Origin of the sequence: Lysinibacillus sphaericus (assembly GCF_000600105.1) — a bacterium.
In the GTDB taxonomy this organism is placed as follows: Bacteria; Bacillota; Bacilli; order Bacillales_A; family Planococcaceae; genus Lysinibacillus; species Lysinibacillus sphaericus.
Window position 1 is genome coordinate 3,733,923 of the sequence record NZ_CP006837.1, and the last position, 16,142, is coordinate 3,750,064.

13 protein-coding genes and 1 riboswitch are annotated in these 16,142 nt (G+C 36.0%); of the genes, 3 read left to right on the top strand and 10 right to left on the bottom strand.

The window, feature by feature from the left end; all coding sequences use genetic code 11:
• The first annotated feature begins 188 nt into the window (after positions 1-188).
• A riboswitch (cyclic di-GMP riboswitch) is annotated at positions 189-275 on the top strand.
• 205 nt (positions 276-480) lie between these two features.
• Entirely contained in the window at positions 481-6,285 is a 5,805-nt protein-coding gene (locus tag T479_RS18135; RefSeq protein WP_025220438.1) for an NPCBM/NEW2 domain-containing protein, read from the top strand.
• Positions 6,286-6,379: 94 nt separating this feature from the next.
• Here the strand turns inward: T479_RS18135 and T479_RS18140 are convergent, their stop codons facing one another.
• A complete protein-coding gene (locus T479_RS18140; protein ID WP_025220439.1) occupies positions 6,380-6,676 on the bottom strand; it encodes a hypothetical protein in 297 nt (98 codons plus the stop codon).
• 326 nt (positions 6,677-7,002) lie between these two features.
• Between T479_RS18140 and T479_RS18145 the strand changes: the two genes are divergently transcribed.
• A complete protein-coding gene (locus tag T479_RS18145) occupies positions 7,003-7,374 on the top strand; it encodes a hypothetical protein (RefSeq protein ID WP_025220440.1) in 372 nt (123 codons plus the stop codon).
• 65 nt (positions 7,375-7,439) lie between these two features.
• Here the strand turns inward: T479_RS18145 and T479_RS18150 are convergent, their stop codons facing one another.
• The 3 genes from T479_RS18150 to T479_RS18160 all read right to left on the bottom strand — a co-directional run bounded on the left by T479_RS18150 (position 7,440) and on the right by T479_RS18160 (position 9,806).
• On the bottom strand, positions 7,440-8,306 hold the full coding sequence (locus tag T479_RS18150; RefSeq protein ID WP_038509921.1) for a M23 family metallopeptidase: 867 nt from the start codon (positions 8,304-8,306) through the stop codon (positions 7,440-7,442).
• A gap of 214 nt (positions 8,307-8,520) precedes the next feature.
• Entirely contained in the window at positions 8,521-8,970 is a 450-nt protein-coding gene (locus tag T479_RS18155; RefSeq protein WP_025220441.1) for a GNAT family N-acetyltransferase, read from the bottom strand.
• A 128-nt stretch (positions 8,971-9,098) separates the two neighbouring features.
• Positions 9,099-9,806: a DNA alkylation repair protein gene (locus T479_RS18160; protein ID WP_025220442.1), complete on the bottom strand. Its 708-nt coding sequence runs from the start codon at positions 9,804-9,806 to the stop codon at positions 9,099-9,101.
• Between the two features lie 361 nt (positions 9,807-10,167).
• Here T479_RS18160 and T479_RS18165 point away from each other — a divergent pair, with 361 nt between their 5' ends.
• The gene (locus T479_RS18165; protein WP_024364193.1) at positions 10,168-11,346 is read left to right on the top strand and encodes a NupC/NupG family nucleoside CNT transporter; all 1,179 of its coding nucleotides are present in this window, start codon (positions 10,168-10,170) and stop codon (positions 11,344-11,346) included.
• Between the two features lie 67 nt (positions 11,347-11,413).
• Here the strand turns inward: T479_RS18165 and T479_RS18170 are convergent, their stop codons facing one another.
• The 6 genes from T479_RS18170 to T479_RS18195 form a co-directional block, all read right to left on the bottom strand.
• Positions 11,414-12,262 carry an MBL fold metallo-hydrolase gene (locus T479_RS18170; protein WP_025220443.1) on the bottom strand — a complete coding sequence of 283 codons (849 nt, stop codon included), beginning with the start codon at positions 12,260-12,262 and terminating at the stop codon, positions 11,414-11,416.
• 109 nt (positions 12,263-12,371) lie between these two features.
• On the bottom strand, positions 12,372-12,884 hold the full coding sequence (locus T479_RS18175; RefSeq protein WP_025220444.1) for a hypothetical protein: 513 nt from the start codon (positions 12,882-12,884) through the stop codon (positions 12,372-12,374).
• Positions 12,885-12,970: 86 nt separating this feature from the next.
• The gene (locus T479_RS18180) at positions 12,971-13,543 is read right to left on the bottom strand and encodes a hypothetical protein (protein ID WP_025220445.1); all 573 of its coding nucleotides are present in this window, start codon (positions 13,541-13,543) and stop codon (positions 12,971-12,973) included.
• Between the two features lie 105 nt (positions 13,544-13,648).
• The gene (locus T479_RS18185) at positions 13,649-14,488 is read right to left on the bottom strand and encodes a GIY-YIG nuclease family protein (RefSeq protein WP_025220446.1); all 840 of its coding nucleotides are present in this window, start codon (positions 14,486-14,488) and stop codon (positions 13,649-13,651) included.
• 38 nt (positions 14,489-14,526) lie between these two features.
• Positions 14,527-15,297 carry a hypothetical protein gene (locus T479_RS18190; protein ID WP_025220447.1) on the bottom strand — a complete coding sequence of 257 codons (771 nt, stop codon included), beginning with the start codon at positions 15,295-15,297 and terminating at the stop codon, positions 14,527-14,529.
• Positions 15,287-16,141 (bottom strand): hypothetical protein, encoded by an 855-nt coding sequence (locus tag T479_RS18195; protein ID WP_025220448.1) that lies wholly within the window; start codon positions 16,139-16,141, stop codon positions 15,287-15,289. The genes T479_RS18190 and T479_RS18195 overlap by 11 nt, the downstream gene beginning before the upstream one ends.
• Position 16,142: the final 1 nt, after the last annotated feature.

Sequence of the window (16,142 nt, forward strand, 5' to 3'; positions counted from 1 at the left end):
AGTAGTTTACAGATAAACCATTTTTCTCTTACTAAAGTCTTTTACACATAACAAATGAACCACCATTAAATGACATTATTTTTCGCCCAATAAAAAAACCTCGCCATTTTACCCGAATTATAGGTGGTAAAATATAGTGCAAATTGTACTTTGGCAATGATTTTCCTTATGCTATTCTTTATTGTAGAAAATTGAATAGGCAAACCTAAAGAAATTTAGGGACGCAAAGCTATAGGGACTAAGGTTTTTAATAACTATGTCTGCCAGTTGCCGAAGAGTACATACTACTTTTTGTTTAATAAGGACGTAACACACAACCCACTGATAATTGTATATTAATATAATTTATGAAAGGCATTTTTTAGTGCTATTTATTATAATGTGGGATTTTTTATGATTGCCTTATTTAAAATAAAGCTACTCTTTTTTGAGTAGCTTTTTTATGTACTCTGTAAGAAAAATGCATAAGGAGGAATTTAGATGAAAGTAGTAAAGATTGTAGCAGTATCTGCCCTTGCTTTAAATTTAGTCGGTGGTCCAATGAATGTTTTAGCCACTGAAAATCCAAGTGGAGATATAGTTAAAACTTCAGCCGAAGCTCATACTAATTATTCCATCGCTTCGGTGAAAAAATTTGAATTGTACGGAACAGATATTTTAAAAGCATACGATGACGTATTTAAAATAGCGAAAGCAAACATTCAATCGATTACGAACAACGGCGGAAAATATGGAAGTTCTACTATAGATAAAGCGATTGATGGTGATATGAACAGCCATTGGGAAACAGGGAAACCCAATAGTACCTCCTTCACTAATGAAGTGATCATTCAGTTCCATGACGCATCTACATTAAATCGAATTGTCTATGCAGCTCGTCAATCTTCTACAAAAGGAAAAGGTTTTGCACAGCAGTTTGAAATTTATAGCTCCACTACAGATACAGGCGATGATTTTACACTCGTTTCATCAGGACAATATACAGGTTCTACTGGAGATATCGTCGAAATCCAATTCAACCCTACAGAATTTAAACGACTAAAATTTGTTTTTACGAAAGCAAACCAAGATTGGGCAAGTGCATCCGAGTTTCAATTTTATAAAGAAGATTCTGTCTCTGACAAAATGGCGACACTCTTTACAGATAATACAATGAGCGCTGTAAGTGACAAATTCAACACCATAGATGCTATCAATCAATTAGAGGTCGAAACCCAAGGCCACCCCTTCTACGTACAATTCAAAGAAGATATTGACAATGCGAAAGCACTGCTAAGCAATGAAAAAATTACAGCGACAACTGCACTAACTTCGTCATTTAGCCATTATGCCAACGAAGCGTATTCAAAGTTATTTAGAATGGATAAGGCAAACATTAAAGAAATTACCAACAATGGCGGACACTATGCGAGCGCCATTATCAAAAATGCCATCGATGGCGATGTTCATACATATTGGGAAACAAATAAAAGCAACACAGCTACATTCTCAAATGAAGTAGAAGTTGAATTTATAGAACCTGTTACATTAAATCGTATTATTTATGGAGCAAGACCTTCTGACCGTAAAGGCTTTGCCGAGGAATTTGAAATTTACGCTTCCCAAACGTCAAAAGGCGATACCTATGAACTTGTCTCAACAGGTAAACATAACATGGTCGCAGGATTAGTAGAGGCAAAATTTGCACCGACGACATTTAAACGGGTGAAATTTAAATTCACTAAATCCAATCAAAATTGGGCAACACTTTCTGAATTAGCCTTCTATAAAGAAGATACATTAGACGATAAAATGGCGCAGTTATTTACTGACGGAACGATGAATACAGTTTCCCCTGCATTCAACAGCATCGAACATATTAACGCTTTAGAAGAAGAAGCGAAAACACATCCACTATATGCTACTTATAAAGACAATATCGAATTAGCTAAAAAAATAATGAACGATGAAGTGGTTACAGAAGGAAGAGTTATAGTAGCCGAGCAACACGGGGATATGGTCAAACATGCCAATCAACAATTGAAATTCGGCTTCGGTAACAATTTACAACCAACTGGCCTTGCTGCCCAACCGGGTGATCAAATTACCGTTTACGTTGACGCATCAACAACTGGTCCGTTACCACGCTTGGCATTTTCACAACAAGAAGGTGCTTGGAATAGTTGGCGACAAGGTGTCAGCTTAAAAGTCGGTAAAAACGTCATCACTGTTCCTGCCATCCCTAAAACTTCTTATAATAAGAAGGCCGTTACACCTGGTGGCACAATCTATATTGAAAATCCTTATACAGCGGAAAAGCAAGGTAAAGCACCGACCTTAAGATTCGAAGGTATTGAGAGAATTCCATTTGCAACAAAGTCTACAAACGTAGAGGAGTTCAAACAATTTTTAATCGACTATAAGAAAAAAATTGATGAAGATATAGCGAAGCATCCAAATGTTGAAGATCGCAAAGTGCTTGATATTGTAGAAGTCGTTGGTGACCATTTATTTTGGACAGGTACTGCAACAGGTGCTTACAAAACCTATATAGAAAATGGCTATAGCCCGCTCCAAACCATTGAATCGTATAATCGCCTTATGGACGAATTATTTAAGTATTACGGTTTAGATGGGCGCAGTGAAAAACATGATCCAAAATTAATAAGAGAAAACGTACGACTTGCACAGCCTTATGCGTACATGTATGCAGCTGGTGATCATATTGGCACACTGGATGATGTTGTGGCTGATATTTTAGTTCCGATAGAAGAAAAAGGCGGTTCATGGGGGCTTATCCATGAAATCGGTCACCGTATGGATATAGGTGTACGAACAATCGGCGAAGTAACAAACAATATGCTTCCACAACATATGTCAGCACTTTACGGGAAAATCGATGGACGCATTCCATATGAAGCGAACGTTTATAAAAACGTATTGAAAGAAAACACAAAAGATTATAACGATCAAGGTTTGTTTGAAAAACTAGCCGTTTACTGGCAACTTGAAATGTATAGCCCTGGCTATTGGGGAAAATTAAACGCTCTTTACCGCGAAAAAAATGTCACGCTAACAGATGGCGAACGTTCTAAACAACAATATTTAGTCGAGTTTTCTTCTGAAGCGCTCGGTTTAGATTTAAGTGAACACTTTGCTCGTCATGGCTTTGTCGTAACGGACGAAACAAGAGCAAAAACAAGTAAGTATCCAAAACCAGATAAAAAAATATGGTATTTAAATAATAGTGCGGTCGACTATAAAGGGAATGGTTTGAAAGGAAAAGCAGTAAACGTAACATTGGCATCAAACCAAGCTACCAAAACAAATACGCTCTATTTATCCGTTGATAAAGAAAAGCAAGATGACTTTTTAGGTTATGAAATTTTTAGAGATAATGAATTAATCGGCTTTACAAGTACTCAACAATTTATCGATCAACATATCGATAGTACAAAAAATTACACGTACAAAGTTGTTGGCTATGATAAACAATTAACTGCACTTCAACCAGTAGAAGTAAAGGCATTTACCCCTACCCTATCTATTGAAGATAAGGTTACAGTCAAGCTACATCAAACATTCAATCCTATGGATTATGTTAAAGCAATTTCCTATAGTGGCAAAGATATCACGAATACGGTCGTTATTAAATCGAACACAGTAGATATGACAAAAAAAGGAATCTACGAAGTTGTCTATGAAATCAACGATGAAGGCATCCAAGAAACAAAAACTATGACTGTCAATGTCGTAAGTGATATGCAGTATATTTCTGATATGACAGCTAGCTCTGCCAAAGTTGGTTGGGGTTCATTACAAAAAGATAAATCTGTTGCAGGTGGCACCATTACGTTATTAAGACAAGGTGTTGAGGCAACGTATGCCAAAGGACTCGGTGCACACGCAAACGCAGAAATCGTATATAACATAGAAGGTAAAGGCTTTACCTTCTTTGAAAGTTACATCGGAATTGATCAAGTGGCAAAAGGCAAAGCTTCATCTGCCACGTTTGAAGTTTGGGTCGATGGCGAGAAAAAATTTGCCAGTGATGTATTCAAAGCAAACACAGATCACGGCTACATCCATATCCCTGTTACAGGAGCAAAGGAAGTAAAGCTCATTACAACAGATGCCAATGATAGTGGCAATTCTTCAGACCATACGATTTGGGCTGATGCTAAGTTCGGTAAAGACTCGAGTCAACCTACTTTAACGCTACCTGAAGATTTGACGATGGTGAAATTAAACAGTGATTTCGATTTACTAAGCGATGTAACAGCAACTGATATCGAAGACGGTGATGTTAGTAATCAAATCCAAGTCACTGCCAACGGTTTTAATACGAAGAAAACAGGCACTTACCACGTCGACTATACCGTAACAGATAGTGATCATAATGTCGTCACAGCGACAAGAACTGTCTATGTTTATAGCGATGAAAAATTCGCCTCTGACATCGGTTGGCAATCGGCACAAACAGCGTATAGTACCGTCAACAAAGACAAAGCATCATCAGGCGGTTCAATTAAAGTATTAACGAATGGTGAAGTAAAAACTTTTGCCAAAGGTATTGGTACGCATGCGAATTCTGAAATTGTTTACGATTTAACAGGCAAAAACTATGATTATTTCGAAACACTTGTTGGCATTGACCGCAACATAGCTGAAAACACTAACTCTAGCGTAACATTTAAAATACTTGCTGATGGACAAGAAGTATATAACAGCGGCGTGATGAAATATCAAACAGAAGCAAAATTAGTAAGAGTTCCACTTGCAGGTGTTAACGAGTTAAAACTGATTGCACATGACTCTGGCAATGGTAATGCATCAGATCACGCTAACTTTGCTGATGCTAAGTTCTATGTATCAAACGGGATACCAGAACTAACAATTGCAAAATCAATCGCAACAAAAGTTGGAACACCGATTACCATGGACGATAGCTATGTGGCAACTGATGCTGAAGATGGCGATTTAACATCTCAAGTACAAGTAACGGGCTTAGATCAAGTAAACTTCGATCGCGCTGGCCGTTATGACATTACGTATACGGTTGTCGACAGTGATGGCAATAAAGTATCGAAAAAACGCATGATTTCAGTAGTTAACATGGATGATTATCATTACTTAACTGATTTTCAATGGCACTCTACACAAAACAGCTATACAGCACCATTAAAAGATGTTTCTATTAGTCACAATGCCATTCGCCTAACAGGTGATGATGGTCGTGAGAAAGCATACGAAAGAGGTATCGGCGCCCATTCAAACTCTACAATTATCTATGATTTAAGCGATAAAAATGCCGATTTCTTCACTGCCTTTGTTGGTGTAGACCGTCAAATGTACGGTACGGTAGGCTCTGTAACATTCCAAGTGTTTGTTGATGGAGAGAAGCAATTTGACAGTGGCTTGATGCAATCGCGAGACCCTCAACAATACATTGAAGTAAGCATTACAGGGGCCAAAGAACTAAAACTGGTCGTAACTGATGGCGGCAATGGCAACGGTTCAGACCATGCTTCATGGGGAGATACTAAATTACATTTCGCTAATGCAGAGCGCGTTTTTACACAATCATTAACGCTAGCACTAGAGGATGCCAAAGCCATTCCTATAGAAAACTATACAGCGGAGTCCATTCAAGCATTACAAGCGAGTATAGCAAAAGCTGAGGAAGTACTTGCCAACCCTCAAGCAACTCAAGCACAAATCGATGAAGCGTTAGAGGAATTAACACGCACTAAAGCTGCCCTTATCGCTATTGACTTTACTCAAATCATACCGATTGCAGATAACAATCTTAAACAGGCAATTCAGCAAACATTGGGGCTGTCTGGGGAAATCACATTAGGTGATATGATTACACTAACTAGTCTACATGCACCCAATGCCCGTATTACAAATCTAGACGGCTTACAATATGCTAAAAATTTAACATCTCTCGATATTTCGGCGAATAGTATTACCGATTTCTCACCATTGCAAAGTCTAGGTTCATTGGATACTATCACTGCGCAGCCCCAAGTTGTGGAAGTATCAAGCTTAACAGGTCCTATAGCGACGGTTGAGAACTTAGTAAAAGGTTTGGATGGTCAATACTTAAACCCTTATCAAATCGGTCTAAGAAATACGAAAACAATGAAAGAAATCTACGTAGATGTGGAACAACTTACACCAAATACAGACCACTTTACAATCGATCTTTCACACGAAGAACAAGGCACATATATGCTCATCATCGCTTATAAATTAAACGAAGACACTCGGATTCAATTAACTTATTATGTAAAAAATTAAGCATTGTGCTTTAGCATAAATAATCTAATAAATAACGCCACGGATTTTTCCCGTGGCGTTTTAGCTTATATACAAAGACTGCACGTCGCATCGTTCAATAAACGCTAATTTGCGCTTCCAAATCCAACTCAGTCATTTTAAAATACGTGGTGAATCGATTGGACAATGCCTCTGTTATTGTCTTACACTGTTCTTCATTCAGTGATTTGGCATAAATTAAGATCATCCCAATATTTTCGTTGTTGGGTTCCAACGGGTTCATCACGACATCTTCTTTCAAAATTAACGCATTGCTCATCGCAACAAAGTTTAACACCGTATTTTGCAACATTTTTCTTTCCCTTGGATTTAACCCCACAGTATCAATTATTTCGACCCTAACATAATTCATACTCTGCACCTCCATAAAATGCTGTGAAAATTTATTTTTTATATTTTACTACTTTTATTTTAAACCGAAAATAATAGATTTTTAAATAAATGCGCATTAACCAAACCATTTTTCCTAATAAAATGGACAACAATCATTAGTATAGTCCATATTTACGATTTTATCTAAATAGTATTTACTACTATAAATTATTTATTTAAAATGAAATTATCCCGATTAATTCAAAAAAAAGTAAGTTTTTTTAATAATTTTTACCACTAAAATAGGCATACAATAATCATAAAATGATTAAAATGGATGAAGCAAAACACGAAGGAGCATTTTCAATGAGTACTGATTTTTTAGAAGAAAAACTAAGAGAAACTTTCTCGTATTTACAATCAATAGAAGGTGTAAAGCCGGTCGACGATATAGTAGCGGCTTTAAACGACGCTACTATTTTTCCAGAAATTACAACATTAATACATAATTCAAAATTCGAATTAGTTTACTTATATGAAGAGCAACAAGTAATTTTAAAAACGATGACGAACGGCATTACGATTGATTCATCTTTTATGCAGGAAGTCCATTTAATCTATCAATATAAAGAAATGATTGAATGTATCCTAACGGGTATTATTGCAACCGATAAAATTAAAAACTATTCATTAAACTTACTTTCCCTAAAATATAGCGAATTAATTCAAAGTATTTAATGGTGATTAGTCCTATAAAGAAGAACCGATGAACGGGAAATTCGCTCATCGGTTCTTTAGCTATTTTATTTTACAACATCACCTTGAATGGGCTCCAAACCATCCGCAAAACGAATGCGTAAAGATTGACAATTAAGAAGGTCTGGTGCGTCCATCACTTGAAAATGGATATGTGCCTCTGAGGAATTTCCTGAATTTCCGCAAAGCGCTATCACATCACCCTGTTTAACCATATCTCCTTGTTGCACAAGACAAGAGTTCTTTTTTAAATGCGCTACCATACTATATTCATGATTGGTATGTTCGATAATAATTACATTTCCTGCTGGCTCCATTTCATACATTTCTCCAGGGATATTATCTTCTAGATGATTGACAACTTTAATTACCTTCCCATCTGCAGGTGCAGTAACTTCTTTATTAAAGGCATAATAGTTTTCATTGACGTTAGGAGAATCTTTAAAGGTCGAATCATTCTTCATGATCACCAAGTCATATGCATATCTTTGTGCTTCATATGCGTAATGGTAATTGACAAACTCATTAACCCCTCCCCAAAATACAAACCACTCCTCTTTTATAGGCATTATATATGTATTTTGACTATACTTTTTATCGCTTTCTGGAAAAACCACATAAGGCTTAATTAATAAGCTATGAATAATATTACTTGAATCCATCGTTACCTGAATCGCTTTCTCTTGTCGATCGTCCAACCAAACATATTGATGATAATGAGCGATTGTTGATTTATTAAATAACTCATAGTTTTGTACATTGGCATTAAAAGATTGAGCTATTTCATTAAATTGCTCATTCGAAACCATCTCTTGAAACGTTGCATGACATTGGTTATAAATTTCATCAAATCTTTCTTGCAAAAAAAACATCCCGAAATTTTGAGGTGTTACTTCACTTGAACTAACTCGCATTCTAAACATCCCCTTTACGCTGACTATATTACTTATACGTTTGATTGGATAATAAGTTTCAATATTTACCATTTTAAAATCAGATAAAGGACTAAGGACGCATCGCAATAAAAAATCGCAGACGAAATAAAACAAGCAAAAAGATTGTTATTCTCTTGCTTGTTTTATAAAAGAAAACTAATCGCAGGACAAGCTCCTGTTCTTCGCTCTCTCGTTATTCAATAATCCATTCATATAAAATATCAGGTAAATTTTCTTCATTTTCATGCCCTCTACCAATCACCTTAAATCCGTGTTTTTCATAAAAACGTTGGGCCTTTTCATTTACTTCAAATGTATATAGAATTAATTTTCCACTTGATTGGGTTTTCGCTCTATTCAACAATGTTTGCCCGATACCAAGCCCTTGATAGTTTATATGAATATACAGTTGACTTATTTCCCTATCGTTATAGGCAATCATACCAACAACTGTTTCATCAATAATCGCTAACTCAATTTGAAACTGTTCTGGTAATAGATAATTTAGAAAGTACACATGATTTTCAACGCTATGCATTTCTTTCTGGCCAATAGCCTGTTCCTTGCTATCTCGCCACATCGCTACTGTTTGCTCAGCAAATGCAGGCCTGTACGGTATAATCATTATTTTTTGTTGCGTCATTATTGTGCCTCCTTTTTATAGAGATGGAATATGCTTATTCCACGGAAGATACGCTGGAATCGCCATGTAATTTTGTGTTATCGCCACGAAATCCACAGGGAATCGCTTAATTTGGTACTTGCTAGGAATTAACATCTTACATATTTGCGTTTAAAGCCAATTCTGCCTCTCTCTACTTCCTTTTGAATACTTTCATAAGCGTGGAGGAAACTACTTTTTTTATTATTCTTTTTAAGTTCTACAGGACCTATCTGTTGTGCTGTAGCTAACGCTTTGTCGTGTAACGGGATATATGAGACCCCTACCGTATGGAGGAAATTATTCATAGCAGATTTTGTTCGTTCAGGTGAATTGTGAATCGCACTTTTCACCATTTCAAGCATATTAGCCATTTTACTTTCGGAAAATTCAACATCGGGACGATTACCTAATAGCCAGCAGTAACAACTCCAGCCAGCAGACATTTTTAGTTCTTCCCCACTAGCAATCCATTTATCGGCAATCTGTTGCGCAATGTCCGCTTCCGCTAACGTCACTGCCACCACATAATCTGACAACATATAAAAATACGCCCCATCAATCCAGCGCTCAAAATCTGACTCTGTCATAGCTTTTGGCTCCGCAATAATGCCTGCAAAATACATTGCGTCATAATTTCCTGTGGCATAAAGGGCTTCCGCTAATGGTTGATTCAATTTGATTTTCTTAGCTATCGGCTTCATTGCCCCCGTAGCCACCCCAAAAAGTGGCTCCTGTGCACCATTTGACATATATATTTTTTTCGTGCGCTCCTTCCCAAGTGCTTCAAGCTCTTGCATCACCATTTCAACATTCATTTTCACTGCACTCCCTTACGTTAGCTATTGTGACGATTTTGTCCATCTTCAATTTATTTTCATTATGCTATATCACTATGGCATTTGCCAGCTAGCTCTATATTGTAAAAAAAGTATAATCCTTACTTTTATTCCCTAGTGCCTATCAAAATTTCAGTAAAATAGATATTTTTTTGCTTTTTTAATAACTTTCTATTAATATCTCTATGTTACCTTTCTTCAACAAAGGGTATTTATATTAAATAAGTGCGGTTCTTTTTTAGTAATTTGGACAACATATTCAAGACAACACTCACAATTAATAAAGGTACTATGCAAAAGGTAATTATCACATCATGTTTTCAACATCAGGAGGTTACATATGCAATACGTTATTTCTATTTTAGGCATTCTCATTGTATTGTTTTTCGCTTGGCTTGCTAGTTCCAATCGAAAAGAGATTAAATTCAAACCAATTATTACAATGATAATCATTCAAATTTTGTTTTCATTACTGTTGTTAAATACACAATTTGGCTTAATTATTATTAAGGGAATTGCTACTGTCTTTAACAAATTACTGGAATATGCAGGTGAAGGAGTTACCTTTGTATTTGGCGGCTTAGCCAATGAGGGAGAAGCGCCGTTCTTTTTAACCGTATTGCTACCCATTATTTTTATTTCAGCATTAATCGGTATTCTTCAACATCTGAAAATCCTCCCCTTTATTATGAAAGGTATTGGCTGGGTATTAAGTAAAGTAAACGGCATGGGACAATTGGAATCTTATAATGCCGTTGCCTCATTAATGGTCGGTCAATCAGAAGTTTTCATCACATTAAAAAAACAACTTGGTCTGCTGTCAAAACAGCGCTTATATACACTCTGTGCGTCAGCAATGTCTACCGTATCCATGTCCATTGTTGGTGCTTATATGACGATGCTAGAACCAAAATATATTGTTACGGCTTTAGTTTTAAATTTATTTGGCGGTTTTATCATCGCTTCAATTATGAATCCATACGATATTGACCCGAAAGAAGATATTTTAGAAATCGAGCACGAAAAGCAATCGTTCTTTGAAATGCTTGGCGAATATATTTTGGATGGCTTTAAGGTGGCGATTATCGTCGGTGCCATGTTAATCGGCTTTATTGCATTGATGGCAGGATTTAATAGTGTCTTTGAACTACTATTCGGCGTTACTTTCCAAACGATTCTAGGCTACATCTTTGCGCCAGTTGCCTTTATTATGGGCATCCCTTCCTCGGAAGCGGTTAGTGCCGGATCCATTATGGCGACGAAGCTAGTAACAAATGAGTTCGTAGCGATGTTGGATTTATCTGGAGGCGATTATCACTTTAGTGAACGGACAATGGGCATTCTTTCCGTATTCCTTGTATCCTTCGCCAACTTCTCTTCAATTGGCATTATTGTCGGTGCTGTAAAAAGTCTTAACGAAAAACAAGGAAATGTTGTCGCACGCTTTGGCTTAAAATTATTATTTGGCGCTACCCTTGTAAGTGTCCTTTCAGGTATTATCGTAAGTTTAATTTTATAAAGAAAATGAAAAGGAAGTGGTATGCTCCACTTCCTTGTGCCAGGCACTAAAACAATTCTGACAATTGTTAATAACCATTCACAAAGTCAGAGATAGTTTCAATTTCATCTTCTGTTAGTTCTCTTTTCACATGCTTTTTATATGCTTGCATAATTTTTTGTGAATCTCCATCACAACTATCGGTATATGTAGCAATCGTTCTAAGCATCGCTACTTCTTGATTAAACGCTTCTTTTGTTATTGGCTGTTGATGCGAAGGAATATATGTATCCGCATCAAATTGCTCTAATTCAGCCAACAGACGAAGCGTTTCCTTAACTGTATAATGTACTTTTTCAGCATACAGATTAGGATAAATACAATCAGCAAGGAACAAAATCTTTTCTTCTTTTATATAGACCACAACCGAGTCAGCCGCATGATTCCCTCCAACATGTTGAAGGATACAAGTGACACCACCTAGGTCAATCTCCACCCGTTTATCAAACGTGACATCCGGCAAAGCAATCTGAATATCTCGGTGATCTTTGAATTCTTCTTTAATAGCTCTGGCACAAAATTCAATTTCTATACCTTCCTTCACACGTGCATCAAGTGCCTCATCTGACCAAGAAAATGGAATTAACTTCTCCATTGCTGTTTTTGTTTCTTTCGAAGCGATAGACACCATTTGACGTAATGCAGAAAGTCCAAAAATATGATCCCAATGCCAATGCGTTAAAACAACCATATCAGGTTTAGGAACTCCCATTTTTAAAAGTTCTTCCTGAAAATAGTGTGCATGCTCCTCCGAGTTCCCTGCATCGATCATTAATGTTTTGTTTTGACCAACTACCATCCCTAGAATAGGACGATCCGTTTCCGCTATAGGCGTCATATACCAAAAACAATCACCTATTTTATTTATTGAATGCATAATGGATAAGCCCCCCTTTTTATAATAGTTTAATTCAAAAAAGGGCAATTTACTCTTTGAAAGAATTTTTTTATTATAAAAAGGAAGTGGATAGGATTTTGTCACAAATTCAATACGCTTCTTTTAAGCGCTTTATTTCTTTTAAAAATTTTCCAATCTGAACAGGCGCATTTGACGACGTTATTTCAGCTACAACTAGGCGATAGTCATTGTTAGCAATCGCTACTGTTTCACCTTGATAATGACTATGTACATATTCTTTTTTCATCCCAGCAATATTTGAACCTTTATGAACTAAATACACCTTACCATCCGATTCAACAAATGCTCCTGCAATTTTTGAATTAACACCTTCAAGAGGTACATTGACTTCGCAAAACTCTATAAATTTATCGTCTAATGCAAATCCAAAGGAATTCCACCATTTATTGTTTATATCTACTTTTCTTTTCACAAACCAGTAACCTAAATCTTGTACTTGCCATACATTCGTTTCGCCCGTTCCATGCGCAACAGCCACAGTGACACCTTTTACTTCTTTTGTCCCAACATACTGTTTTAACTTTTCTTCTAATAAGGTTTCATATTTTTGGATATCCTCACGATTTGTAACGATGTTCATGTTTCCTTCTCCCTCACCATGTATTTTTGTTTAAAACCCAATATATTATGCGAGGATACAAAATTCTAACGGCCATTTTGTATGCATCATACGCTCGCCTCAAGTTCTTCAAGAAGTCCAAAAACAAGACAATATAATTGTGCTAACACTTCGTCAAACGACTGCTGCTCACTAAATCCATCGAGCGCATCTAACGCAAGATTCACTTCCCAAAGCCCATCTTCCCCAGAAAATGCCACACTATAGGTCATCTGGTTATGTTGCAAATGTGCTGTAAAATAGGAATGCAAAAACGCACTATACTTCTTTTGCAATCGCAGTCCAAACATGGCACTGTACACACCAAACGCCCCATCAAATTCAAGCGCAAACGAATCCACACGTATTACATCCAAACGTTCAGACGTCACATACATAAATACATTTGCATGCTCTTTTAAATAATGAACAGGCTTTGTTAGAAAAGAAGCTGTTTCTTCTGCTATTAATTCTTCCGTTTCCTTATGGCAACGTTCAATCACGTCAAATGGCAAAGAAATTGTTTCTACCTTTGCATCCTCGTCTAACAATTCGTGCTTTTGGGCGTATGTCTTTTCTACATCTAGTAATTTACTATGGACTTGCTCATTTATTATTGATTCAATTTGATTTTTTAACACTTAGTATCCTGCTCCATTCGATTGGTTTAGGTATAAGTATAGCTTAGGAAGGGTGGGGTATGGGGATAATTTATAAATAGGATTTCCCCCAATTGGATCAAATTATCAAACTAAATCCTTCAGACTTTTTCCATTCCTATCTTTCCATTCAGTCAACCCATTCGCACTTCGCCCCGTCACAATATCAGCTGCTGCCGACGGGCTAGTAAATAAAAGATCTTCCATTACTACAAATTCATCATTAACAACTTTCACTTTTTCTGTATGTAAAAAATCATTTCTTTTTGCTAATAAACGCTCTGAATACGAATTTACAATGCTATTTGCAATTTTAGATCCCTTTAATACGACAAAACCTTCTTGTGTTTGGATACCTTTAGCATCCACACCACGCGTCGATTTTATAGATAAAACATCATCTGCATTAACTTCTGAGCTATCTTTGATCTCTTCAAATAATTTATGGCCCAATGTGTTGACCATCATTACAAGATTGCTAATATATTCATCCATTTCTGCACGGTCTGCTTCAGAAATGGATGGCATGGGAGGGATATTGCCATTCATTAGAAAGTAACGATTTGCGACTTTAGCTTTTTCATATAACTTGTTTTCAATATACTTAATATGAGCTTTATTTAGATTCTCATCTTTACTTATAAATACAATCACTTCATTCCAAAAATCTTTTTCACGCAAATGGCTTTGCAATCGTGTATAAACTTCCTCTGCTTCCCCTATGTATACAGCCTCTTTATCATCAATATTTCGACCAAATAACATATACACACCAGTCGAATTCAAATTAGGGCGATCCGAGCATTTTTTCACTTCAGTTCTAGGGATTCTATACGCCAGCCCCGTCCAGTTAGATAATTCACACGTTAATCTTCCACTTGGGTCTCCATCAATCAAAAACATTTTGATTGTTTTGCCGAAAGTCATTTTAATCACTCCTATTGATTCATAACCACGATTTACTTTCACACAACCACTAGATTTTGCTCCTCAATACCCGACACATCACAATAATTCCCCAAAGCATTTAAAAACTCTTCCTGTAGATCCTCAATTTCTAGTAATGGGCTCATTAATACTGGATAGGATTTATTAAGCTCAAAAATAACGCGTCGTCCATAACGTTCATCTTTTCCTAAATCAGGGCGATCCGTTATTTTCCCTTTTAATAGTTCACTAATGCCTAAGTTATGGATCACCGTTAAAATCTTCAGTAAAAATTCTCCATTTCTAAAAATCGAATATTTAATAATGTAGTTAAAAATATCCAAATTATCTACAATTAATTCGTAATACTGGTCATTAGAAAGTGGTAGCTCAGTAGCATCCTCAATATATTCAACTGCTAAAATACATTTGTAAATATAGTTTTCCCAGTCAAATCCTTTGATAACAATATTACAAAATTCTCGATAGCTTTCTAGCACTTGAGGATATCTTTCTATAATATATTCACGCTTTTGTGTAATTAAAAGCGAATGCCAAAAACGCTCATTAAAATGAATATCACGATCCAAATTCACATAAGAATTTGCAATGACTTTAAATGCTTCAAGAAAATCTGCTTTCTTTTGTACTTCTGACCCTTTCCCCATATAAATTGGAAAATCCGGTGCCTCTTCAATTACAACCATTTCTTCCGAGAAGAAAAGATCGTCTACTACTTCACCATTTTTAAATGCTGTATAGAGCAACTCATTTTTTTTATAATCTTCTTTTAAAAGTCTAATCTTCATGTGTTACTAACTCCTTTACTGCTTTAACATACTTCTCGATAATTTGATGGGATATACGTCCAATCACTTCATCAATATTATCAACAGTTAGCTCATCGATTCCTTTACTAATCATTAGATTATACAATTTAAAATCTAGTAAATCTTCAGGTTGCGCCAATTGTAAAAGCTCTACTCCGCCATCATCCTCATCAGCATAGTTGCTAATAAAGCGTTCTAAAGCCATGCGCAATCCTGTATATAAATAAGGATTCATAAATGCGCTAGCTCTTGTCATCGATTGGAATTGAATATCTTCATCACGGAAGTGGATAATAATACATTCAGACCCTAATTCAAATTTAATAGATGATTTTAAATTTGGATCTAATCGCTTCTCAAACAACTCAAGTGGATTTTTCATTCCACCTTCAAAGGTTACGATGTTTGAAAAACCAATCATTGAAAACTTCTGAACGACGATTGACTGTTTTAACTCTTCATAAAAACGATTCAATTCATGATTATTGTTAAATGGAATATCTGATTTTGCTACAATATGAACTTGGATGGATGTCCGACTCGATAAGGACATCCGACTTTTTGCTATTTCTACTTGTAAATGATGTAGATTTAGTGGGAAAAACTTTGTATCCTTTGATTGAATAACTAATAAATATTGGGCATCTCCACTATTCAGTAATGCTTCAACAAACGCCGAAGTTAGTTTAGGCGTAATTTTAAAACGGTAATATTCTCCATCTTCTTCAAAGCTTACTTTGATTGTGAAATCACTTTCTTCGTATGCAAAAGTGTTCGATGAAAGAATCGGATATGGGAAATTAGCATCTTTTTTATAAATCATA

Excerpts from the sequence above, each read along its gene's own strand:
- T479_RS18135 (WP_025220438.1), top strand. The coding sequence starts at position 481 with ATGAAAGTAGTAAAGATTGTAGCAGTATCTGCCCTTGCTTTAAATTTA.
- T479_RS18140 (WP_025220439.1), bottom strand. The coding sequence starts at position 6,676 with ATGAATTATGTTAGGGTCGAAATAATTGATACTGTGGGGTTAAATCCA.
- T479_RS18160 (WP_025220442.1), bottom strand. The coding sequence starts at position 9,806 with ATGAATGTTGAAATGGTGATGCAAGAGCTTGAAGCACTTGGGAAGGAG.
- T479_RS18145 (WP_025220440.1), top strand. The coding sequence starts at position 7,003 with ATGAGTACTGATTTTTTAGAAGAAAAACTAAGAGAAACTTTCTCGTAT.
- T479_RS18155 (WP_025220441.1), bottom strand. The coding sequence starts at position 8,970 with ATGACGCAACAAAAAATAATGATTATACCGTACAGGCCTGCATTTGCT.
- T479_RS18185 (WP_025220446.1), bottom strand. The coding sequence starts at position 14,488 with ATGACTTTCGGCAAAACAATCAAAATGTTTTTGATTGATGGAGACCCA.
- T479_RS18165 (WP_024364193.1), top strand. The coding sequence starts at position 10,168 with ATGCAATACGTTATTTCTATTTTAGGCATTCTCATTGTATTGTTTTTC.
- T479_RS18195 (WP_025220448.1), bottom strand. The coding sequence starts at position 16,141 with ATGATTTATAAAAAAGATGCTAATTTCCCATATCCGATTCTTTCATCG.
- T479_RS18170 (WP_025220443.1), bottom strand. The coding sequence starts at position 12,262 with ATGCATTCAATAAATAAAATAGGTGATTGTTTTTGGTATATGACGCCT.
- T479_RS18190 (WP_025220447.1), bottom strand. The coding sequence starts at position 15,297 with ATGAAGATTAGACTTTTAAAAGAAGATTATAAAAAAAATGAGTTGCTC.
- T479_RS18175 (WP_025220444.1), bottom strand. The coding sequence starts at position 12,884 with ATGAACATCGTTACAAATCGTGAGGATATCCAAAAATATGAAACCTTA.
- T479_RS18150 (WP_038509921.1), bottom strand. The coding sequence starts at position 8,306 with ATGCGAGTTAGTTCAAGTGAAGTAACACCTCAAAATTTCGGGATGTTT.